19 protein-coding genes are annotated in these 20,324 nt (G+C 47.2%); 9 read left to right on the top strand and 10 right to left on the bottom strand.

All coding sequences use genetic code 11. The features are described 5' to 3' along the window. The first annotated feature begins 317 nt into the window (after nucleotides 1-317). Nucleotides 318-1,103, top strand: a complete 786-nt coding sequence (locus S7335_RS01435) for an isoprenyl transferase (RefSeq protein WP_006453888.1) — start codon at nucleotides 318-320, stop codon at nucleotides 1,101-1,103. Between the two features lie 46 nt (nucleotides 1,104-1,149). On the opposite strand, the gene S7335_RS01430 is transcribed toward S7335_RS01435, so the two are convergent. Together S7335_RS01430 and S7335_RS01425 are read right to left on the bottom strand one after the other, a co-directional pair. Then, the gene (locus S7335_RS01430; protein ID WP_050765940.1) at nucleotides 1,150-1,554 is read right to left on the bottom strand and encodes a DUF302 domain-containing protein; all 405 of its coding nucleotides are present in this window, start codon (nucleotides 1,552-1,554) and stop codon (nucleotides 1,150-1,152) included. A 245-nt stretch (nucleotides 1,555-1,799) separates the two neighbouring features. Further along, a complete protein-coding gene (locus tag S7335_RS01425) occupies nucleotides 1,800-2,678 on the bottom strand; it encodes an NAD(P)-dependent oxidoreductase (protein WP_006455955.1) in 879 nt (292 codons plus the stop codon). Between the two features lie 300 nt (nucleotides 2,679-2,978). Here S7335_RS01425 and ppk2 point away from each other — a divergent pair, with 300 nt between their 5' ends. Together ppk2 and S7335_RS01415 are read left to right on the top strand one after the other, a co-directional pair. After that, nucleotides 2,979-3,950, top strand: coding sequence for a polyphosphate kinase 2 (gene ppk2, locus S7335_RS01420; RefSeq protein ID WP_006454827.1), 972 nt, complete (start codon nucleotides 2,979-2,981; stop codon nucleotides 3,948-3,950). Nucleotides 3,951-4,007: 57 nt separating this feature from the next. Further along, nucleotides 4,008-4,577: a pyridoxamine 5'-phosphate oxidase family protein gene (locus tag S7335_RS01415; protein WP_006457401.1), complete on the top strand. Its 570-nt coding sequence runs from the start codon at nucleotides 4,008-4,010 to the stop codon at nucleotides 4,575-4,577. A 49-nt stretch (nucleotides 4,578-4,626) separates the two neighbouring features. On the opposite strand, the gene S7335_RS01410 is transcribed toward S7335_RS01415, so the two are convergent. Together S7335_RS01410 and S7335_RS29145 are read right to left on the bottom strand one after the other, a co-directional pair. Then, nucleotides 4,627-6,780 carry a TIGR00300 family protein gene (locus S7335_RS01410; RefSeq protein WP_006455269.1) on the bottom strand — a complete coding sequence of 718 codons (2,154 nt, stop codon included), beginning with the start codon at nucleotides 6,778-6,780 and terminating at the stop codon, nucleotides 4,627-4,629. Between the two features lie 50 nt (nucleotides 6,781-6,830). Further along, a complete protein-coding gene (locus S7335_RS29145) occupies nucleotides 6,831-6,956 on the bottom strand; it encodes a hypothetical protein (protein WP_255346446.1) in 126 nt (41 codons plus the stop codon). A 762-nt stretch (nucleotides 6,957-7,718) separates the two neighbouring features. Between S7335_RS29145 and S7335_RS01405 the strand changes: the two genes are divergently transcribed. Then, the gene (locus tag S7335_RS01405) at nucleotides 7,719-7,943 is read left to right on the top strand and encodes a DUF4327 family protein (RefSeq protein WP_006456338.1); all 225 of its coding nucleotides are present in this window, start codon (nucleotides 7,719-7,721) and stop codon (nucleotides 7,941-7,943) included. A gap of 441 nt (nucleotides 7,944-8,384) precedes the next feature. On the opposite strand, the gene S7335_RS01400 is transcribed toward S7335_RS01405, so the two are convergent. After that, the gene (locus tag S7335_RS01400) at nucleotides 8,385-8,618 is read right to left on the bottom strand and encodes a DUF2283 domain-containing protein (RefSeq protein ID WP_006456686.1); all 234 of its coding nucleotides are present in this window, start codon (nucleotides 8,616-8,618) and stop codon (nucleotides 8,385-8,387) included. 116 nt (nucleotides 8,619-8,734) lie between these two features. Here S7335_RS01400 and S7335_RS01395 point away from each other — a divergent pair, with 116 nt between their 5' ends. Continuing rightward, nucleotides 8,735-10,384, top strand: a complete 1,650-nt coding sequence (locus S7335_RS01395; RefSeq protein ID WP_038015386.1) for a transglutaminase-like domain-containing protein — start codon at nucleotides 8,735-8,737, stop codon at nucleotides 10,382-10,384. A 24-nt stretch (nucleotides 10,385-10,408) separates the two neighbouring features. After that, nucleotides 10,409-11,353, top strand: coding sequence for an isoaspartyl peptidase/L-asparaginase family protein (locus tag S7335_RS01390; RefSeq protein WP_006457273.1), 945 nt, complete (start codon nucleotides 10,409-10,411; stop codon nucleotides 11,351-11,353). Nucleotides 11,354-11,415: 62 nt separating this feature from the next. Here the strand turns inward: S7335_RS01390 and S7335_RS01385 are convergent, their stop codons facing one another. Beyond that, nucleotides 11,416-12,099 carry an SDR family oxidoreductase gene (locus tag S7335_RS01385; RefSeq protein ID WP_006454984.1) on the bottom strand — a complete coding sequence of 228 codons (684 nt, stop codon included), beginning with the start codon at nucleotides 12,097-12,099 and terminating at the stop codon, nucleotides 11,416-11,418. An 11-nt stretch (nucleotides 12,100-12,110) separates the two neighbouring features. After that, nucleotides 12,111-12,539, bottom strand: a complete 429-nt coding sequence (locus S7335_RS01380) for a peptidylprolyl isomerase (RefSeq protein ID WP_006454762.1) — start codon at nucleotides 12,537-12,539, stop codon at nucleotides 12,111-12,113. Between the two features lie 506 nt (nucleotides 12,540-13,045). Between S7335_RS01380 and S7335_RS27615 the strand changes: the two genes are divergently transcribed. The 3 genes from S7335_RS27615 (at nucleotide 13,046) to S7335_RS01365 (ending at nucleotide 17,314) form a co-directional block, all read left to right on the top strand. Beyond that, the gene (locus tag S7335_RS27615) at nucleotides 13,046-13,270 is read left to right on the top strand and encodes a hypothetical protein (protein WP_157620041.1); all 225 of its coding nucleotides are present in this window, start codon (nucleotides 13,046-13,048) and stop codon (nucleotides 13,268-13,270) included. 272 nt (nucleotides 13,271-13,542) lie between these two features. Beyond that, nucleotides 13,543-15,561, top strand: a complete 2,019-nt coding sequence (locus S7335_RS01370; protein WP_227499933.1) for a GTPase family protein — start codon at nucleotides 13,543-13,545, stop codon at nucleotides 15,559-15,561. Nucleotides 15,562-15,964: 403 nt separating this feature from the next. Continuing rightward, the gene (locus S7335_RS01365) at nucleotides 15,965-17,314 is read left to right on the top strand and encodes a DUF3370 domain-containing protein (protein WP_227499932.1); all 1,350 of its coding nucleotides are present in this window, start codon (nucleotides 15,965-15,967) and stop codon (nucleotides 17,312-17,314) included. A 27-nt stretch (nucleotides 17,315-17,341) separates the two neighbouring features. Here the strand turns inward: S7335_RS01365 and S7335_RS28325 are convergent, their stop codons facing one another. The 3 genes from S7335_RS28325 to S7335_RS01350 form a co-directional block, all read right to left on the bottom strand. Further along, a complete protein-coding gene (locus S7335_RS28325) occupies nucleotides 17,342-17,653 on the bottom strand; it encodes a hypothetical protein (RefSeq protein WP_006456365.1) in 312 nt (103 codons plus the stop codon). 173 nt (nucleotides 17,654-17,826) lie between these two features. Further along, nucleotides 17,827-19,683 (bottom strand): SGNH/GDSL hydrolase family protein, encoded by a 1,857-nt coding sequence (locus tag S7335_RS25605; protein ID WP_006455959.1) that lies wholly within the window; start codon nucleotides 19,681-19,683, stop codon nucleotides 17,827-17,829. Between the two features lie 107 nt (nucleotides 19,684-19,790). After that, the gene (locus tag S7335_RS01350) at nucleotides 19,791-20,180 is read right to left on the bottom strand and encodes a tautomerase family protein (protein ID WP_006457644.1); all 390 of its coding nucleotides are present in this window, start codon (nucleotides 20,178-20,180) and stop codon (nucleotides 19,791-19,793) included. Nucleotides 20,181-20,324 lie beyond the last annotated feature (144 nt).

Raw genomic sequence — 20,324 nt, 5'->3', positions numbered from 1 at the left:
GAACAATGCAGATATTACGATCTGCTTGCATAGTAGACTACCTATCGTGTGGTGAATGTTCCGAACGAACCGGCTTGCTTGAAACCAGGGTTGGCTGAGCCACTGATAGCAGAAGCTATATCAACACTAGAGAGACAACCGACTTTTTCCGACTGACACTACAGCAATGCGTCCGATAGCTTGAACCTTGACGATGCCAACCGATTCGACATTATTTTAGATGAGCAGTGGCTTTGCAGACTAGCTATAGTTGCTAGCTCCAGTAAACCACCGGGAATTCTGAGCGCGTCTTCTATTCATTTATGCGGCGAACTGACATGCACGCTTATTCTGTGCTTCCTGACGATATCAATCCTTTGTGCGTGCCTAAGCATGTAGCAGTGATCATGGATGGTAATGGCCGGTGGGCCAATCAGCGGTGCTTGCCTAGAGTCGCTGGACACAGACAAGGCGCTAGAGTACTCAAGGATTTATTACGCTGTTGCAAAGATTGGGGAATTGAGGCTCTGACTGCCTATGCCTTTTCTACAGAGAACTGGAAACGACCTACAACAGAAGTTGATTTTCTGATGGTGTTGTTTGAGAAGATGCTAAAAAAAGAACTGATGGCGATGCATCAAGAAGGCGTTCGAGTTCGTTTTATTGGAGATCTATCGGCGCTGCCTCCAATCCTACAAAAAGAAATGAACTTAGCAGTGGAAGAAACTGCGAACAATACTGCTATAGATTTCAATGTCGCTGTTAATTACGGTAGCCGCAGTGAGATTACGATGGCTTGTCAGCAAATAGCTCAGAAAGTAGAGCAAGGAGCGGTGACTGCTTGTGAGGTGACTGAGGATATGATTGCTGAGCATTTGTATACGCAAGGCAGTGACCCTGATCTATTAATTCGTACTAGTGGTGAGCAGCGGCTAAGTAATTTTCTGCTGTGGCAGCTAGCCTATACCGAGATGGTATTTACTGATGCGTTTTGGCCCGACTTTGATCGAGCCCAGTTTCATCGGGCACTATTGATCTATCAGCGACGCGATCGCCGGTTCGGAAATGCAAGCGATGCCGTTCTTCTCCAGAAAGCTAAAGAAAAAGCAGCGCTGACAGCTTAGTTGACAAGGGGACTGTTCCTATATTTAGTCTACTCCTAGATTTAGTCTACGGAGTGATCGCACTTGCAGACAGTTTGTTCAAAGCACCTGCCATCCGCCTAATAGTTCTACTGCTACAGCTACCTAGCTGATGACGTCCTCCTAAGTAGCGAGGATCGTTGTAGGCAATATTGACCTGGTCGGTGTCGTCTTGCCAGATCAATAGTTTCTGGGGCAGATCGATCGCTAAACTTTGCTCACATTGCATGAGAGGTGTCCCTAGCTTTGGATTGCCAAAGAGCACTACTCGCGTCGGTCTCATGGTTAGTCCGACGCCTTCAGCATTTTGTCCGTGGTCTATCGTGATAAATGTATTTAGCCCCTTTGAGTCGAGAACATTCAGAAATCTCCTTTCTGTTTCTTCTACGCTGTGAGGGCTCTGTTTGACAACTAACCCGTTGTTATCTGGCATAGGTAACGCTTTCCCAGGGCTCTGAACGAACGCGATTCCAAACAGAAAAAGTGCAATACTCAGTCCTAGAAGAAGTTGACTTGAAAACAATCTCGACTGTCTCATAGTTCTACGCTATGTTGTAATTCCTGGGTGGTCTATTCTTAAACTTTGATATTCAAACAGCACCACTATTATGGATTTATTAATATGGACTTATTAATAGATTGGTCTACTCTTTGACGACTAGTAGATCAGTTTCGCTACTATTCATCCTGCTGCAACTGATCGGTCTGTATATTGATTACATTGTAAATAGCAGAATAATCTTCATCTGCTAATCCTTGGGTGATCGCGTTTTGGGCTAGCTGGCTGACTCCTGCTGCTACTGTTGCATCAATTCCTCGATCTTGCGCCGCCTGGGTAAACAAATTCATATCCTTGAGCAAATGCTTGGTTGGAAAGTTGGGATTGGAGAAATTGCGATCGCACATCCGCGTCAGCTTCTTATCAAAGGTCGGTGCATACAGCGCACTTTCTCGCACGATTGACATGAATTTCTCAATGTCTAGACCTTCTTTTTGAACTAATCCTAAGCTCATAGAAAAAGCAGCAGTCAAACTACCGATCAGCTGATTCATTGCTAGCTTGGCAGTGGCAGCTGTGCCTACTGGTCCCATTAGCTTGGGGCTAGGACCAAAGCACTCAAGTACCGGTAGGCAGCGGTCAAACTGTTCGGGGGTGGCACCGACCATGAGAATAAGTGAGCCAGATTTGACCTGAGGAATACTGCCAAGTACAGGCGATTCTAGATAGTCCCCTTTGGCTGCTTGAACTTGGACGCAGAGTTCGCGACTTTCAGCCGGGGCAATGGTTCCCATCTGCAAGATAGTGCGACTCGAAAGCGCAGCGGGATCGATAAATAAAGCGGACTTAATAGCGCTGGCATCACTGAGCATGGTGATTGTGAGTTCGGCAGATGCAATCACTTCAGCGGCACTATCAGCTGTCTGAATGCCAACTTCTTTGAGCGGCAGCAATCTTTGAGGAGATCGATTCCAAGCTACGACTTCAAAGCCTGAATGATGTAGCTGATAGGCCATCGGCGCGCCCATTAGTCCTGTTCCTAATAGTCCTATCTTCATGGGCGGCTCAAATTAGAGGTGCTTGACGGCAATATCATAAAGCCATTGTGGTTTAAGTCGTAATAGTTAAGAGCAGTTAAAGAAGGGATCTGTTTTCTAAACCATCTCTTAACCTAAGGGGATAGACTGTGAATGTTGGGATCTAATTGCCATGTCAGGCATGGGCGGTAGGCTCCTAGATGCACACTAATTTCTTCAGTACTTCTCCATTAATGTATCTCTATTAAATGCATTGCCCTATTGAATGTATTCCTCTGTCTAAATTAAGCGCCTTAATTAAGCACAAGTCAAACGCAAACTATGGCAAAGAAGAAACCTGCTTCAGCTCCACCTGTGGATACCAACAGCTCTAAAACGACTGTAAAAAAGGATCTAGCAAAGACTAACCCGGCACAAAGTGTAGTGGTAGAAGGCAAGAAGGACAAAAAAGCAAAGAGCAAAGGAAAAAAAAGTAAAGAGAAAGCGTCCAAGAAAGCAGCCGCTGAGGACAAGTTCAAAAAGCTAAGCAAGAAAATCTATCGTAAAGAATTGGAACGGCTACAGACCGAGCTAGTTAAGCTTCAGTACTGGGTAAAAGAAAAGGGACTCAAGGTTGTTGTTTTGTTTGAAGGCAGAGATGCCGCGGGCAAAGGTGGGGCCATTAAGCGAATCTCTGAGTGCATGAACCCTCGTATCTGCCGAGTAGTCGCACTTGGAACCCCAACGGAAAAAGAGAAGACTCAGTGGTACTTCCAGCGATATGTAGCACAGCTGCCGTCTGCTGGAGAAATTGTATTATTCGATCGAAGCTGGTACAACCGAGCGGGAGTCGAACGGGTAATGGGTTTTTGTACGCACCAGGAATATGTTGAGTTTTTACGCTCTTGCCCTGAGTTTGAGCACATGCTACAGCGAGCCGGGATTGTGCTAGTAAAGTACTGGTTCTCGGTGAGTGACGCAGAGCAGGAGAAGCGCTTTCAAGAACGACTAAACAACCCGATTAAGCGGTGGAAGCTAAGTCCGATGGACTTAGAAGCGCGGGCGAGATGGGTGGAATACTCCAAGGCTAAAGATGATATGTTTGGAGCTACGGATACAACTCGATCGCCTTGGAATGTTGTAGAGGCAGATGACAAAAAAAGAGCCCGTCTAAACTGTATTACTCACCTGTTAAATCAGATCGAATATGAGGATCTCACCCCACCGCTGTTAAAGCTTCCGGAACGCCAGAAGAATATTGACTATGTGCGTCCACCTATGGACACTCAGCACTTTGTTCCAAACAAGTTCTAGCGATCCGCTATGGTATCGACAAAGGTTGGATTGAGATGGTTTTGTAACTAAACAACGATGGCTAAACAATACGAGCAAATCACACCGCCACTCCAAACTTTCATTGAACAGCAAAAAATATTCTTTGTGGGAACAGCTAGCAGAGAAGGCAGAGTGAATGTGTCGCCTAAAGGAATGGATTCTTTGCGAGTGCTCAGTCCGAATCGGATTGTCTGGCTAAGCGTAACCGGTAGTGGTAATGAAACAGCGGCACATCTGGCCGAAAATGTCGCAGAAAACGGCTCTAAAAGCGGACGGATGACGGTGATGTTCTGCGCTTTTGAGGGCGCACCGATGATTTTGCGGCTGTATGGGACTGCTAGGGCGATCTACCCTCGTGACCAGAGCTGGAATCAGCTGATTGCTCATTTTGTTCAACTGCCAGGAACGAGACAACTGTTCGACTTGAGTGTTGATCTAGTTCAAACCTCTTGTGGTATGGCAGTGCCGCTGTATGACTATAGAGAAGACCGAGATAATTTGAATACTTGGGCACAAAAAAAAGGCCTTGCAGGTATCGAAGCCTACCAGCGTGAGAAGAATCAGGTGAGCATTGACGGCCTGCCCACCTATACATTTTCTTCCTAGCGATTTGGTGCAACAGAGTCTTGGTTGCAGCAGTGCCTTTTCAACAGCTTCAGTTCAACACATCAACCGGCGCGTACTGCCCGGTCAGCTTGCTGAGCTGATGAACCAGCAGGCTAAGAAATAGGCCAACGTCGGTGACAACGCCAGTTGATTCTACAGAGCCTCGATCGCTTAGCTTAGTGACAACGGCTGGGTTGATATCTACGCAGACCATCTTCACGCCCGACGGGGTCATGTTGCCGACGCCAATAGAATGTAGCATTGTTGAAAGCATCAGGATGAGATCTGCACCCTCAACTAATCTGGCATAGTCTGCTTGAGCTTCTATAAGATCCATCTTGGTATCTGGCAGGGGACCATCGTCACGGATAGAGCCTGCTAGCGAGAAAGGCACGTTGTTTTTGACGCACTCATACATGACGCCGCTAGTCAGTTCGCCGGCTTCTACAGTTTTGGCAATGCTACCGTGACGCCGAACAGTATTAATCGCTTTGAGATGATGCCGGTGTCCGCCATGCACTGAAACCCCTCGCTTCATATCCATGCCTAGCGAAGTGCCTAGCATCGCCTGTTCGATATCATGAACTGCGATCGCATTTCCTCCTAATAGCGCATGGACATAGCCACCGCGGATAAGCTGCTTTAGATGCTCACTACCACCGGTATGGATGACGACTGGGCCAGCGGTAACGACTACTTTACCGCCACGATCGCGAATCCGCCGAAGATCCCAGGCAATTTGCTCTACGACTAGCTCCACTCGGCGCTCACTAGAAACCCCAGCTCCCATAAAGCTAAACTCATCGGCCTTTTTGCTTTTAAGCGACGCGAGTTCTCTGATGGTATGGATCCCTCTACTGCCAACAACAACCGATTCACCGATTTCCAAGTCGCGCAGTAGTTTGCAGCTAGCAACTGGGCCACTATCAGTCTGAGAAAGGGCGATCGCGCCATCCATCCGCTGCCCTTTGACCTTAATCCAGCGATCGCCAATGAGCACTTCGGTCGGATAGATCGTGGTTACATAGAAATCATCCGGCGCTACTCCGTTTTGAACAACGGGCTCTAACTCAGCAGGCTGAGCCTCACGCGGTAGGCTAGCGGCGCCAAGATCAATCAGCTGTCCCATGATGTCATCCATAACGGTGACATCTGGCGCAATCACCTTCACCTCGGCGACCGAGCTATCTTGTCGTTGCTTTCCCAAATCAAAGCTCAAAACTTGAAAGCTGCCACCGCCGCTCACAATCGTATCTAAAGCGCGGTTGACCAATCCAGAGTCCAGCAAATGTCCTTCTAAATGAATGACTCGGCTTTGTACCGTAGAGGTCTGCGTTTCTATCGAGCGAGGTTCGCTCATCTTCAGTGTCAGACACTTGGCAGCGCCGCCTGCTTTGAGAAATTCAGTTAGCGGCGTTTCGATGACGGTAAATCCTAGCTCATCTAGCCGCTGCTTCAAACTCTCAGTCGCTTTGTTCATCACTACAGTGCGATCAATATTGACCGTATTGCAAGCAAAGTTGACCGCATCGACTTCATCAATGGCGATACGCTTGTCGGCAGGCACTCTCATTTCGATTAGACGATTGGAGTAGGCATCAAACGCGCCTGGATAGTAAAGTAAATAGCCGCCTTGAAGCGGGCAAAAGCAGGTGTCTAAATGGTAGAAGCGGCTATCGACTAAGTGTAGAGATAGGACTTCTACGTCTAGCCATTTAGCCAAATACGGATGAGAATCTAGCTCTGAGCGGAAGCCATAACCTGCCCAAAGCCAACCGCCGCCTCGATCGAATAGCGCATCGCCAGCCCCTTCAAACGGCAAGCCTTTGGGCAGCACATAGACTGTGTAGCCGTTATCCTCAAACCATTTTTGAAAATGAGGTTCTTCGCCCTGTCGCTCTTCGTGGAAAAATCGACTAAGGACAACGCGATCGCCTAATATCAACCCAGCGTTAGCAGTGAAAACCATATCAGGCCAGCCTGGCTTAGGCTCAATCAGTTCGATCACAGCATATTCTTTCAAAACATCGTGCAGCTTTTGCCACTGAGTTTCCGCTTGATCTCTAGACGAGCGATGAATGTTTCCTTCCATCCAGGGATTAATCACATAGTCCACATCATAATGATGTGGCGCACACATCAGAATTCGAGTGGTATCAGTGGTATCAATTGATGTTGCCTTGTTAGCCATCGTTTCAGTCATGCAAAAAATCTCCTTTGAAGTGTTTGGGCCTGCGAACTAAATCATTAGCATTAAGTCGTTCTGCTGCTGTTGCGATCATCAACGTTGTGGCTATCAACAACACTCTTCCTGTAGAGAACGCTCATCTGATGCTGCGCTGCTAGGATGATGCTAGAACCAGACGTGCAAACAGTCATAAAAAAACGGCTAGTAGCCGAGTTTGACAAGCCGCTTCTATTAGCTATGTCTACAGCGGAAATAAAAGTAATCCTCTCACTTGTCTTTGCGAGCTTTCTCAAGCGGTAGCTAATGGAAAATGGCTACTGCTCAAGAAGGCCACCCTATCATACCTAGATCATATCAGCGCTACTATCACAGTGATCACTAGTTTCTACGCTAGGACGTAATGTTATGAAATCCTAACCAACGTCTGCTTCTCTCGCAAAAGTGTGCTGTACAATACAGGAACGTTGCTCAACAAAGATGATTTTTGTCAGTCCTATATAAAATTACTGTGAGAGATACAAGATTCATGCTCTCATTACGAGATTTCTCATCTAACGATATGTTCATTATCGGCTAAAGATAAATACAGTCAGATAAATACAGTTGTTAATTGAAGCTTGAGCGAATTAGATAGTAGCGAATCTAGCAGTAACAAATCAGACAGTATTAATTCAGGTCTCAGGCTTTCCGCTGAAGTTTGTTGATTCGAAATAAAATCAAAAGGATAGCGTGATTTGAGAGCACAAGATAGTAGCTTTGAAGTCTGTAGTTTTCACTGCTTTCCTTAAATAGTGAGGCTGACTATTTCAACCAGCGTTAGAAAACGACGTGTTTTGAAAGCAGACTAATTCAGAAGTAAGCATTTAGAAGCAAGCGTTTAGAAGCAACCAGCTCTCGGATTAGACTGTAGGGCATTTTCATTTGTCGTGAACCATTTCTAGAGGACATCCACCATGCTGCAAACGTGTCGTCCACATTCTATCCATTCGATCCAAGACGAAGTTAGAGCCTTGGTAGATAGGGGCTCGATTGGCAGAACTGCTCAGCTCTACTCCCTTGCTAGATTTTTTGGAGATAGGGATTGGCACTTGGTTGAAGAAGTTTTAGAGGACAATGAGTATCTGTTGCGCGACTACGTGTGCGATCTTATTGGTCACGAGTCTTGGCAGAATGATTAGAGCCTAGTGCCTTATCCATAGATTACACGCGCTTACGCTTGAATCTAATTTCTAGCTCTATCGCTTTACTGCTCTATTGTCCTTTTGCCCTATCGCCTTTCTAAGTCAGTAAGAGTTGAGAAGATAGCGAGTTTATCGATGGTTATCCTGCAGGGCTTCTGAGGTTGCAATTCTTGTAACTATACCTATATCTGCTAGCGCTAAGGCTGTCAGCGCTATGTCTTCTAGCGTTTGAACACTTCGAATACTTTCACTACCTTTATTGACCGAGTAGGGTGTCAATTAAGTCGGGCACGAACATTGAGAGATCCTGGATAGGAGAGCTTAGGTACCTCAAATTATAGAAAAGTTTTCTGTTTGGGTTTGTGTCTCAACTGCGCTATTTACTAAGCGGACTTACTAAGAGACTAATATCAAAAGACTAATGCTAAGCGGGTGCGATTATTCACTGACTTTGGCAAACGGTTTGCTAGCATTGGACTCACCTATTAGATAGGTAAGCTCGTAAGGATTGTCTACACGGATTGAGGCTTTCCTAAGTTCTAAACCAATGATCTTTCCATCTTCGTCGTAGTCTGCGATCAGTCCAGGAGCTATTTGCGTAGTTTCTTCAACCATTGCCTGATTAAAAGAAAGTTGTAGTATGTCCTTATCTGAGTCATAAACTATTTTCATAGGACTTAGCAATTTTCCTGAGCTGCGCGGTTTATGTACTTTAAAGTAGTACCTTTTGGTGCGCTAAGGCAGGTTCGGTTAGTCTAAATTCTAGAGCGTGTCTTAATTTCGGATAGGTGTCTTTAGTGCGACCCATACAGCATTCAACAGTTCGACCCATTGGGGTGTATTTTTTATCAGGCTTAGCAGCAAGTCAGCAGCGTCTACTAGCAGTCGATGCGGTGCGGGGATATTTAGTTGAGATCGATCCGTTAACAGATAATACAGTTGTTCTAAATCCTGAGCAGACTGTAGAGTGGCTAGGCGTGAGTGGGTTAGCTATTTGGGAGAACACCTTGTGGTATGCCAAAGACCAAACGGTTTTTAGCTGCTCAAAAGAAACGTTAATTCCTAAAGCATTTGCGCGGCTACCCTATGCGGTTGGTGGTGTAGCCGTTTGGCAAGACAGAGTGTATGCCACCTGCCAGAAGTCTGGATATATCCATGTATTCGATAGAACCACCGGACGGCCTTTGACTAAGTTGGTACAGCCAGGCGTCGGATCTGAAAATATTTCGGCGACTGAGTCGGGTCTTTGGGTATGTGATCGCGCTGAACAAACCGTCTACTGTCTGCACAAAGAGACAGGTGCTACCCAGCTAAGTGCGCTGACTCCATTTGCTTCACCCACAGGTATCACATTCTTAGATCTTGAAGATGGCGTTCCTATTTGCTACGTTGCCTATGCGGACGAAGAGCCCTATATCCGCGACGATCCCAATGCAGAATCGCCCTTTCAGCTGACGTTTCGCGATCGCACCTTTATACATCCGTTACACATTCACCAACCCGAAGGTGAATCCTACAGTCTGTCGACCGGCTACCTAGTTGAGATCTCTTATGTTGAAGAATTTCTGCCTTTAGAAGCTATCAAGCTAGAAGCTGTGGAATGGCGAATCGCTTTGCCCTCTGATACGCTGCGCCAGAAAGTGCGCAAAGTAGAAGCCATCGGTCATCCATTTACAGAAGAAATTCAGCAAGGTCAGCGAGTTGCCGTCTTTAAGTTTGATACTTTAGAGCCTAATCAAGCTGGACTGATTGGATGGAAAGCTACGGTTGAAATGTATAGTCTGAAGTATTTCCTATCGCCCGGTGAAGTTGAAGAAGCGGCCCCTTTGACCGCCGACCTCCAGCAGAAATATCTGGTCGATGATGACGATCTAGCGATGGACTCCGATATCATCAAAGCCGCTGCGGAAGAAGCTAGCGGCACTGAGTCGAATGTTTTGCGAAAGATGCTGAAGATTCGCAACTACGTGTATGACCAGCTCTCCTATGGTATCCAACCAAAGATTGACACGCCGGACGTGGCACTTGCCAGAGGGGTTGGATCTTGCGGTGAGTATGTTGGCGTGCTGCTAGCACTAGCTCGGTTAAATGGAATTGCCTGTCGGACGATTGGCCGATACAAATGTCCGGCTAAACCCGAACAAAAGAACCTACCCTTAGAGCCAGACTTTAACCATGTGTGGCTAGAGTTTTATGTTCCTAGCCTCGGCTGGCTCCCGATGGAATCCAACGTGGATGATGTGATTGAACGTGGACCCTATCCAACGCGGTTTTTTATGGGTCTCTCCTGGTTTCACACTGAGATTGGGAAGGGAATCTCCTTTGAAAAGATGAAGGCAGCAAATAAACCAGAGGATCTGTCTATTGGCGATCTGGCGATCAACCACGTTCGCTTTACGATCCTAGAAGAGCTGTCACCAGGTGAGACTATAGACTAGACAAATCACTTTTAGAAGCGCACTATGGCCACACAGTCTTACTCTCTAATTATTCATGGTGGGGCCGGGGCCCTAGAAGATCTAAAATACGAGGCCAGTGAATCCGAGTTTAAAGAAAGTATTTTGGAGATTTTGGCAGCCGGACGCCAGTGGTTGGAATCGGGGGCTGCGGCGCTAGATGTGGTTGAATACTGCGTCAATCTACTAGAGAATGAGCCACTTTATAACGCTGGCAGGGGCTCCGTTCTCAATGAGAACGGAGAAGTGGAAATGGACGCGGCGCTAATGAATGGAGAAGATTTGAAAGCGGGTGCGGTGACTTGCGTAAAACAAATCAAAAATCCAATCTCACTAGCTAGGCAAGTGCTTGACCAGGGCGATCATGTGATGCTAGCAGGCGCAGGGGCTTTAGAATTTGCCAAATTCTGTCAGGCTGAACTTTGCGACGATGCGTATTTCATTACGGAGGCTCGTATCAAGCAGCTAAAAGAGGCGCAGGCCGCTGGGCGAATGATGCTTGATCACGAGAAAGTAAAGCCTGCTCAAAAGCTTGCTCAGAAATTAGGGACGGTGGGTGCTGCCTGTATGGATAGCCAGGGAAACTTGGCAGCAGCAACCTCCACAGGTGGACTCGTCAATAAGCGCTGGGGCCGGGTAGGAGATACGCCCGTCGTAGGCGCAGGTGTGTTCGCTGATAATGAAACCTGCGCAGTATCAGCGACGGGGTATGGCGAACAGTTTTTACGAACGGTGTTTGCGAAGACAGTCTCTGACTACGTGCAGTTCAAGGACCTAGATGCGATCGCGGCCGCAAAAGCAGGCATAGCGTACCTAGTAAGAAAGGTGAATGGGGAAGGCGGCGTAATCGTGGTAGATCGTCACGGTAAGTGCGCGGCGGCTCAATCTACTTCTGGCTTGATCCATGGCTGGATTGAGCTAGGGGGTGAAGCGATCTGTAAGTTGGGATAGGAAAGTTGGGATAGGAAAGTTGGGATAGAAAAGTTGGGATAGGAAGAAGCCAGACAAGTGACTTACCAGGGTAAGACTTGACCGTTGGAATGCCAAAAGGTACCTGTTTTTTCCAGCGTTAGCGAATCAATAATCTTGAGCAGTCCCTTCACAGACTCCTCTGGAGAGATGCCGTTGCTATTGAAGTTAGTCATATCGGTGCTAACTAGCCCCGGATGCAAGATAGCCACTGCGATTCCCTTCGACTTAAGATCGTGGGAAAGCGATTTGCCAGCCATAGAAACGGCGGTTTTGGACATGCGATAGCCGTAGGTACCGCCAGAGGTGTTGTCTTCGATTGAGCCCATACGGCTAGTCATGATAGCGACCTTAGCACCGCCTTTACTATCAACACTAGCTGTGAGATTGGGTAAAAGCGCTTGGGTCAGCACTAGCGGCGCGATCGCATTTACTTCAAACTGCTCTTTGATCCCATCGATGTTCAGCGAGTCTAAATTTGATTGACGATAGATTCCTGCATTGTTAATCAGCACATCGATGGGTCTGTTACCTAATGCCTTCTTCAACGTTTCGATTGCCTGCTGGTCAGCGACGTCGATGTTTCTAACGATCTCGACATCAAGATCCGATAGCGCTGACGAAGGCTGACGGCATACTGCAATCACCTCCTCTCCCCGCGCTGCTAGCTGCTTACAATACTCATAGCCAATTCCACGATTTGCCCCTGTGACTAGATAAGTTGTCATCGCTATCTCCTCTATATAATCTCGACGAGTTCTAATTCAAAGGTCAGATCTTGACCAGCCAGCGGATGGTTGCCATCAAGGGTTACCGTATCACCTTGAATATCCGTAATCGTAACGGCCATCGCCTCGCCTCCGGGTACCTGCATTTCTAGTCGCTGGCCCACTTCTAGCTCAAAGTCGGCTGGAATATTTGCGCGATCAATCTCTGCGACCATCCCTTTTTGATAGGGACCGTAGGCTCTGTCCACTGGAATTGTAGTGGTGATAGATTCACCCGGTGACAAACCGGTTACCGCTGCGTCAAAGCCTGCGATCACCATGCCAGTACCTAACGTAAATTCTAGGGGGTCACGATTTTTAGAAGAGTCAAACACCTGACCATTGTTGAGAGTACCAGTGTAGTGAACTTTAACGGTGTCACCTGATTTTGACTGAATCATGAAAGCTATCTAGTTCCTGTTTAGAGTCTAAAAGAAAATGCTATCAGTAACTATATCGGTTCGATCCGGTAGTTGAGCTGCTTTAAAGGGTCGTTTAATCGCTCTTTTGAAAGAGATATTGATGCGTTGAGATCATATTTTTGTTAAGTAATTACTATGTAAAAGCCTAATGAAATTGTGCTTCGAAGGTTTACGAATGGCTAGGCTTACTGATACAATTTAGTGACAAGAGAAAGCGTTGTAATATCCGCTCCATAGCAAAGAAGCTACAGTAAATTAACTCTGTTAGCTGAGTTGTTAGCTAAGTGCGCTGAATTCGCCTGCATTTTTGCTTTTAGATCGTCTTGCCTGTATAGGTTTTTTGCCTGCTATTAGTGTTGCTTTGGTGCATGTTTAGCGTTGATATTCAGCGCTGGAGTCGGCATCTTGTTTACTTCTGTTTCCAAGAACAAGGCATAGATGTCTGAATGTTTTCCACTGTCTAACCTAATCTAACTTTTGGCTTGGTGTCTTATCGTTCTCCTTCAAAGAAATCACAACCTATCTTGCCTCGCACTGCTTTTATAGTGCTGCTAGCTGCTTTCCTTTACGGTCTTCAAGAAGTAGAGCACACTCCGCCTGCCAGTGCAGAAATTGATTTGAGTGAGATTAGCTTAGTTGACTTGCAAGAAGCAGACTTTCCGTTATCTCTATTTAGCATGAGCAAAACTGATTCTGAGCGGGCTCAATAGTCTACAGGCTTTATAGTCTTTGAGCTTTACAGTTTTCTGTGCCTTCTAGCTTCAAACTGTGACGTTCAAAGGTGAAGTCTAAAGTAGTGGTATGCGTTGACCCTAGTAGTCTGAACTGGGCTCAACGGCTGGCCTATTGCATACTGCCTTTGATTGATCAGCCCTGTTACTTAGATGCTATTGCAGAGTCAACTTTCGATTTTGGTTTTGACGCTGCTATAGGTATTAGACTTTATGCAAGCGTTGAGTTTGGCGTTAGCCTGACTTAGCGTATGCGCTTAAAGGTGATGCTGATGCTGATGCGACTCAAATCTTGGCAGGTGGCTGTTTTAGTGGCGCCGATTGTCGTTATTGCGACATTTCTGTTAGTGGCAGCGGGACAGCAGATCAGAGCCTGGCATTTGAATTGGATCTGGGCGGTATTCATATTTGTGCTGTTGGGCTGGCGCTGGTTAGTTGTCCGGTGGACAAAGCCCGCGATCGCACAGGCAGAAGCGATTGTCTCAGAAATGAACGCTGAGCTAGAAGAGGCTAATGCCGAGGCCGCTGCTAGTCTAGCTCGTAGCGAAGCTCAGTTAGATGATGATCCTATTGTCAAAATTGAAGCGGCCCTAGCTGATATCTTGCAAACCGCGAAGGATGACCCGCCGGTTTGGGAAGACTGGCAGCTATTTTGGCAGCATTGTTTAGCGCTAGTAACGGTAATCGCAAAGACCTATCACCCTGAGGTCAAGCGGCCTTTACTATCTATCTATGTACCTGAAGCCTATGGCTTAATTCGGGGCACGGTGGATGATACCGATCGGATGATGCAGAAGCTATCACCCGTGTTAGGTCAGGTTTCGATTGGCCAGATGGTAGAAGGGGTAGAGCTGTATCGCCGCCTAGAACCTTCGGCTAGAAAGCTGGTGAAGGCGTTTAACTGGGCGCAGTGGGCCCTAAACCCAGCTGCGGCGATCGCCCGTCAGGTCAGTGCGAAGAACATGAGCCAGGCCAATCAGCAAATCGTGCTTAACCTAAGCACGATGCTAAGAGAAACGGTATTGAGAAATCTAGCGCAGCAGGCAATTACACTTTATGGCGGTGAAGGTGGTACTAAGCTTGATACGGTTTTGGCCGAAGCTCCCGCAGCGTTACCTCAGGCCAAGGCAGAAACCTTAAGAGAGATTATAGAGAAAGCAGAGCCAACCGAAGCCGTTGCTCAAAAGCCAGTCAGCATTTTGCTAGTGGGGCGGACTGGGGCTGGTAAAAGCAGCGTGATTAATACGCTCTTTCAATCCGAGCGAGCAGCCGTCGATGTATTACCTAGTACAGACAAAATTCAGAGCTATCGTTGGTTATCTGATAGGATGCCTGGCCTTACATCCAAGCTAACTACACAGCCAGCAACAGAGCCAGCGGAGGCAATAACGCTATGGGATACCCCAGGGTATGAGCAGGTGGCTAGAGAAGACTTGCGTGAACAGGTCATAGACTATGCGAACAAAGCGGATGTACTGTTATTAGTCACCCCTGCCCTAGATCCTGCTCTACAAATGGATGCTGATTTTTTAGCTGAGGTGCGAGCTGAGGTAACGGGTCTCCCCGTAATTGCCATCGTTACCCAAGTAGACAGACTGCGCCCTGTGCGGGAGTGGAGTCCACCCTACTACTGGCAGAGCGGCTCGTGGCCCAAAGAAAAGGCCATTCGCTCTGCTGTAAACTACCGAGCTGAAAAGCTAGCAGACTACTGTCAGCAGGTATTGCCCTTAGTCACTAGCGACATAGTAAGAGAACGCGACGCTTGGGGAGATGAGGCGCTTTCGCTGGCGCTAATCGAGGCGATCGCACCTGCAAAGCAGCTACGTCTAGCTAGGTTCTTGCGTAGTCAAGATGCTCGCTCCCAAGCTGCTGCCAAAATCATTGATCGCATCACCTTTCAAATGTCTACCACCGAAGGGCTCGCTAGGCTGCTGAAAAGTCCAGTCCTTCAGTTTATTGCCACGATGACAACCGGTACGCCTGCCCTGGGCGCACTGCTAATCGAAAAAATTCCGGTAGAAGAAGGTCCGATTGTTCTAGGTAAGTTGCAGATGGCCTATGAGCTATTCTCCTTGCTTGCAGCCGATAGCCCAGAAGCTAAAAATTTCGACTTGTTAGCGCTGTGGCCCATCTTGATTAAAAGCGGCGAACAGCATGCCGCCAGTCAACGAGCCTGGGCCTTCGGCCATGCGCTAACGGAGTACTGGACGCAAAACATCCCAATCAGTCAGATAGAAGAACGTATAGAGTACTATCTAAGTCAAGCCTAAAGTGGATCAGACTCAGAGATCGCCTGAGTGTGAGATCGCCTAAGTGTCGTTGCCACAATTGCCTGTCAGTAAGGGGAAGGCTGCTTTATTCTCTGTCTGTTACTCATGCCCTAGTTGCTCATGGGAACAAACGGGTGATATCTTCTGTATTCTACAGCTCGCGCTATAGCGTCCCTAGCTCTCGGCCAGTCAGGCAAAGTTAGTCAGACAAAATTAGTCAGAAATAGGTAATACAGATTTGATTTTCTCTCTTGTTTCTTTCCTTTTCATAGGAAATCATCTCCAAAATCTTCCTCAAGCAAACTTCTTCTCTGCTGCACAAACTCATCAGGTTGTACAGAGCCAGGTTGCACAAGGCCAAGTGACGCAAAGCCAAATTGCACGAGAAAGTAGCGTAATCACAGTGCCACAAGAGGTGCGACCGCTACCAGGTGGATTGGATACGGTACCTGTTTTCAATAGTAATAGTCCTGAAATTATTGAATCTGACGGAATTCTACTTTCTACCTTTCCCCCCAGTGGCAAGCGTGCACCCTCGGCTCATCTCAATTATCCATTGAGCGGCCGCTTTGATATCTTTTCGCATCATGTTGCCAAGGGGCAAGATGACCGAGATGATCGCACTGTATACCATGGAATCCTCGTTCACAATCCAGAGGACCAGGCAATTACACTTTCTATTCGAGAAGGCGCTTCCTACCTCAGCCAAGAATCTCCTTGGAATGAGATTGCTTCTGGCACTTCTAACCTATATAGCAATAACTTCTCTGGTCCAGGGAGTCGAGTCGTTAATGATGTCCTACGCGATCGCCGACACAGAGCGCTTCCCGATCAAGTTACCATCGCGCCTCGCACTACCCATCTTTTACTCAATGCGCCCATTCCCCTTCGCCGCCTGAATGTGCCTACAGACGGAACGCATCCATCCGGTAGCACGATCACCCCACCGCCTAGAAATGTTAGCTCTGGCGAAGGCTCTAGGCTCAACGGACGTTCTACGCTAATTCGGGTACACAGCAGCGGTCCAGTCTATGTTGCAAGCCTAGCTATGCACGCTCCGCAAGTCAATGGAAACGAGCAGGTCCCAAGCCTAGATGAATGGAAGCATTTGCTTTTTCATAGTCAGCTATTGGAGCCGCGTGACTTATCTCCTAGCAGGCCAGGCAGTCGTGAAGACCCCTTCCGCTATGGTCGTGTTTCAGGCATCTCCCAGGGGTCTCAATGGCGGGCGACCTTAACTGATCGAAACCAAGATCAGCTGGCTATTCCCGATCAAGGAGAACAGTTTTCCTACGGCATTAGTACCCTAGAGCGTAATACCTTTGGTACTGGCCAGATTCAGAGTGCACCCATTCGAGCTCGCTATCGAGATACTGCGTACCGGGCTAACGGCAACTATGGGGTCGAATACAACCTGACCTTGCCGCTATACAACCACACAGAGAGTCCTAGAACAGTGGCTCTCTCTGTACAAACACCTATCCAAAACGATGGTCTTAGCGACGCCCTTCAGTTTTACGAAAGACCCAAAGGTCGAGTCTTTTTTCGAGGCACAGTGCTGTTTATTTATAAGGAAGACAATGGCAGATCTCGAGCTGCTTTCACGTATCTAGAACAGAATCGAGGACAGCAAGGACAGCCACTCGTTACAGTAACGATAGCGCCAAGGGAACAGAGAGATATTAATGTTCAGTTTTTATATCCGCCGGATGCGACACCGCCTCAGGTGTTGACTGTGCGTACACTGAAATAGTGACTAGTCGCTGATTCTCTAGAATCCTTACGGTTTCTTTTCGGTATCAGCTGGTGGATCGACTGATTGTTTAGGATCAATAGGCACACGCCACTCGCTAGCAGTTGCTAGTTCATGAATAGTCGCTTGATGAGCCGCATATAAGCTGGAGATAATCTCGTTGAGCTGTTGTTCTGAGCAGACCTCTATAAGGGCGCCGAGGACTTCAGCGGCGTTCGCCGCACCCTGGCCTAGAAATGGACTCAAGCCCCATACGTCTTCTACCCATTGCTTAGCATCCTTACTTTCAAACATAAAGTCATAGAGGAGCTTTCTAGCGGTCTTGCTACTTACAGTCATTTAGCGTCGTTCATTGATGGACTTCTAGATGATCTTCGAGCTTTCAACTTGTTTACTATTGAGCGTGTCTTCGCCTACTAACTCATGGTTTACTGGCACTTATCCGACTTTTTCTAGAGCTCAAGAAAATTTTCTTTATCAGGTGTAGGTTTAGGTGATCTATGCCATACGATCTAGGCTATAGGGTCTAGCTGGTTCCAACGCACAGCTGCGTCTACTAACGCGATCGCTCCAGCACCTAGTTCGTCAAATGCCTGCGAGTAGGCTTGATCAAACTGAGTTTGATTGTCGCTGTTACCGAGTATAACTCGCTCAATGCTGCGCAGCTCAATCTCACTATTGCCGATAGAAAACTCAAGCGGCTGGCCAGCGCGAAAGCGCTCAATGCTAGACTCAGCCGCCTCAAACTCAGTATTTTCGACTTCAATAAATAGAGTGTCATAGCCTAGGCCTCCACGAACGATATCGTAGGCGATCGCCTCCCTATCGACCGCTTGAATAAACAGATCGTTACCCGATCCGCCCCTCATATCATCACTGCCCTCGCCACCGATTAAAATATCGCTTCCCCTTCGTCCGCGTAGCCTATCGTCGCCATCTGAACCAGCAACGATATCGGCTCCTGAGTTTCCGATAACCCAGTCATTGCTGCCACCACCAATAACAATATCGTTGCCTCTACTCCCCCAAAGAATATCCTCACCCGACCCGCCAAAAATGACATCATTAGCCTGCTTGCCTTCTACTGCGTCATCTCCAGCTTTTGCAAAGACAAGGTCACCACGCTGAGTACCCAAAAGCTCATCTGCCGCCGTCGTCAGAAAATCAACGCCTTGAGCTAGAGAAGCTATGTAGAAGTTCGCAATTAGATCGTGAGTAGCCGCAGAAGGATGAACCGTATCAAAAAACATGATCTCGTCAAGATCAAATTCCAGTGACTCCGCATCAGCGACTACAAAGATGTCGTTTTTTCCATCACCATTGATATCGGTAGAAACGAAGGGCAAAGGTAGGTCAATGATCTCACTAGTGTCAGGATCGACTCCAACATCCGGTATGCCATTGTTGTTGAAATCTAGAAAACTGGAGAGGTTTGTCCCACCAGAGAGAAGGCGACTCCCACCAAACTTGAATCCAAACCCAGAGAGATCAGCTTGTATCTCCTCTGCAAGTTGAGCCAAATCAACGACCACGACCTTAGCGCCAAACTGCTGTCCTAATGCCTGAAAGCCTGCTGCTACTTGCTGGTTTTGAACGCTAACGAGCTGATCGATCTGACCGAGAACCTCTGCTGCTTCTGTTCCTGATAGTCCCTGCTCAGTTAGCGCCGATATAAGCTGTTTACCGATAGGTGCAGACGAGACAAGCGGTTGCGTGACGTAGATCAATGTATCAGCGCCGGCTGCAGCGACTTGAGCGGCATTGCTAAGAAAGGTTGAAATTATATCGGTAATAAATGCTTGCGGATCTTGATCAGGGGCCAAGTTTGTATAATCATTGCCTCCAATTAGAAAGGAAGCTGCTGTACCCTCCTCAAATTGGCCTTGTACGGAGGCTAACGCATTGGTTACTTGGCCAGTTAGATTGAGGTTATTGACAGTAGATATCGCATTGAATATCTTATCGAGCACTTCGCTTCCTGCTAGCAGAGATCTTGCTTCCTCTGTCAGTGTGCTATCAACGAAGTCGTCTAAGTTGACATCAGGCCTTACCAGCCGTTCTGCAGCCTCACCGAGTCTAAGCACACTTCCGATAGTGGCATCTCCTAGTACGCGGGCGCCGCCAAAAGCGAAGTTATACACATCTTCTGTTGCTAGCCCTAATAAAGTGGGGACTTCTTCAGTCCACACCGCACCATTGCCGTTAGTTTCGACATTGGTAAACTTTTGGTTATAGCCAAAGCCATCTGGTGGTAATCCTATCTGTAGCAGTCTAGAAGACAGCTCATAGATATTGCCGTTGTCAGATAGAGAATCACCAAAAAAGAAGATCTGGTCGAATGAGAGTTCGAGCTGTGTGCTTGTGGCCATGATGATAATCCTTTGGGTCTCTGTCTCTAAACTCGAAAGTTCGGCTATGTATTTATGCGGTATGTATCTAGCTGCGTGTATTTGACTGTGTATATTTAGCTGTGTGTTTATATGTTTATGGGATAGTTGAGAACCAGCTCGTCACCTGGAAGCCCGCGGATACCCCAGTTGTGTTTAGGCAAATCAAATATAGCAATCTCAATATCTTCTACCGCTATTTCTAGCTTCTGATTAATTCGCTCAAACAACAAACTAGTCAACCGCTTTTTCGCACCCACAGAGCGCCCTTCAAACATGATAATCTCGATAATGGTATATCGAGATGAGCAGCTCTTAGGATAGTAAAAGTTTTCTGCATCGAGAGGATAGAATCTTTGAAATCGTTTTTCTTCTGGCGTACCAATAGCCTCTTGCAAACAGCTATGAATAATGTCTGAGAGTTTTGATTTTATGGGATTAAGAGCATCTGCGCTGCCTGTGATTTTGACCTGTACCATAAATAAATATCCACCTGTATTCAAATATTGATCAAGACTACCCTGTAAGCCTTTTTTCCCACTAGTTTCTTTAGAAGAGAATTGTTTGTCGTTCCATCCAGAAGCACTTAGTTTGTATTGCAGCTAAGCCAATAGAACAACTAC

It is taken from the genome of Synechococcus sp. PCC 7335 (assembly GCF_000155595.1).
Lineage (GTDB): Bacteria > Cyanobacteriota > Cyanobacteriia > Phormidesmidales > Phormidesmidaceae > Phormidesmis.
Note: the sequence above shows the minus strand (reverse complement) of the source record. Positions and strands in the feature narration are given on the sequence as shown.

Bases quoted from the DNA above. Each gene is read 5' to 3' on its own strand.
- S7335_RS01410 (WP_006455269.1), bottom strand. From the start codon at position 6,780: ATGACTGAAACGATGGCTAACAAGGCAACATCAATTGATACCACTGAT.
- S7335_RS01350 (WP_006457644.1), bottom strand. From the start codon at position 20,180: ATGGTACAGGTCAAAATCACAGGCAGCGCAGATGCTCTTAATCCCATA.
- S7335_RS25605 (WP_006455959.1), bottom strand. From the start codon at position 19,683: ATGGCCACAAGCACACAGCTCGAACTCTCATTCGACCAGATCTTCTTT.
- ppk2 (WP_006454827.1), top strand. From the start codon at position 2,979: ATGGCAAAGAAGAAACCTGCTTCAGCTCCACCTGTGGATACCAACAGC.
- S7335_RS01385 (WP_006454984.1), bottom strand. From the start codon at position 12,099: ATGACAACTTATCTAGTCACAGGGGCAAATCGTGGAATTGGCTATGAG.
- S7335_RS01390 (WP_006457273.1), top strand. From the start codon at position 10,409: ATGGCCACACAGTCTTACTCTCTAATTATTCATGGTGGGGCCGGGGCC.
- S7335_RS29145 (WP_255346446.1), bottom strand. From the start codon at position 6,956: ATGACTGTTTGCACGTCTGGTTCTAGCATCATCCTAGCAGCGCAGCAT.
- S7335_RS01400 (WP_006456686.1), bottom strand. From the start codon at position 8,618: ATGAAAATAGTTTATGACTCAGATAAGGACATACTACAACTTTCTTTT.
- S7335_RS01415 (WP_006457401.1), top strand. From the start codon at position 4,008: ATGGCTAAACAATACGAGCAAATCACACCGCCACTCCAAACTTTCATT.
- S7335_RS01370 (WP_227499933.1), top strand. From the start codon at position 13,543: ATGCGCTTAAAGGTGATGCTGATGCTGATGCGACTCAAATCTTGGCAG.
- S7335_RS01380 (WP_006454762.1), bottom strand. From the start codon at position 12,539: ATGATTCAGTCAAAATCAGGTGACACCGTTAAAGTTCACTACACTGGT.
- S7335_RS01430 (WP_050765940.1), bottom strand. From the start codon at position 1,554: ATGCCAGATAACAACGGGTTAGTTGTCAAACAGAGCCCTCACAGCGTA.
- S7335_RS28325 (WP_006456365.1), bottom strand. From the start codon at position 17,653: ATGACTGTAAGTAGCAAGACCGCTAGAAAGCTCCTCTATGACTTTATG.
- S7335_RS01435 (WP_006453888.1), top strand. From the start codon at position 318: ATGCACGCTTATTCTGTGCTTCCTGACGATATCAATCCTTTGTGCGTG.
- S7335_RS01405 (WP_006456338.1), top strand. From the start codon at position 7,719: ATGCTGCAAACGTGTCGTCCACATTCTATCCATTCGATCCAAGACGAA.
- S7335_RS01425 (WP_006455955.1), bottom strand. From the start codon at position 2,678: ATGAAGATAGGACTATTAGGAACAGGACTAATGGGCGCGCCGATGGCC.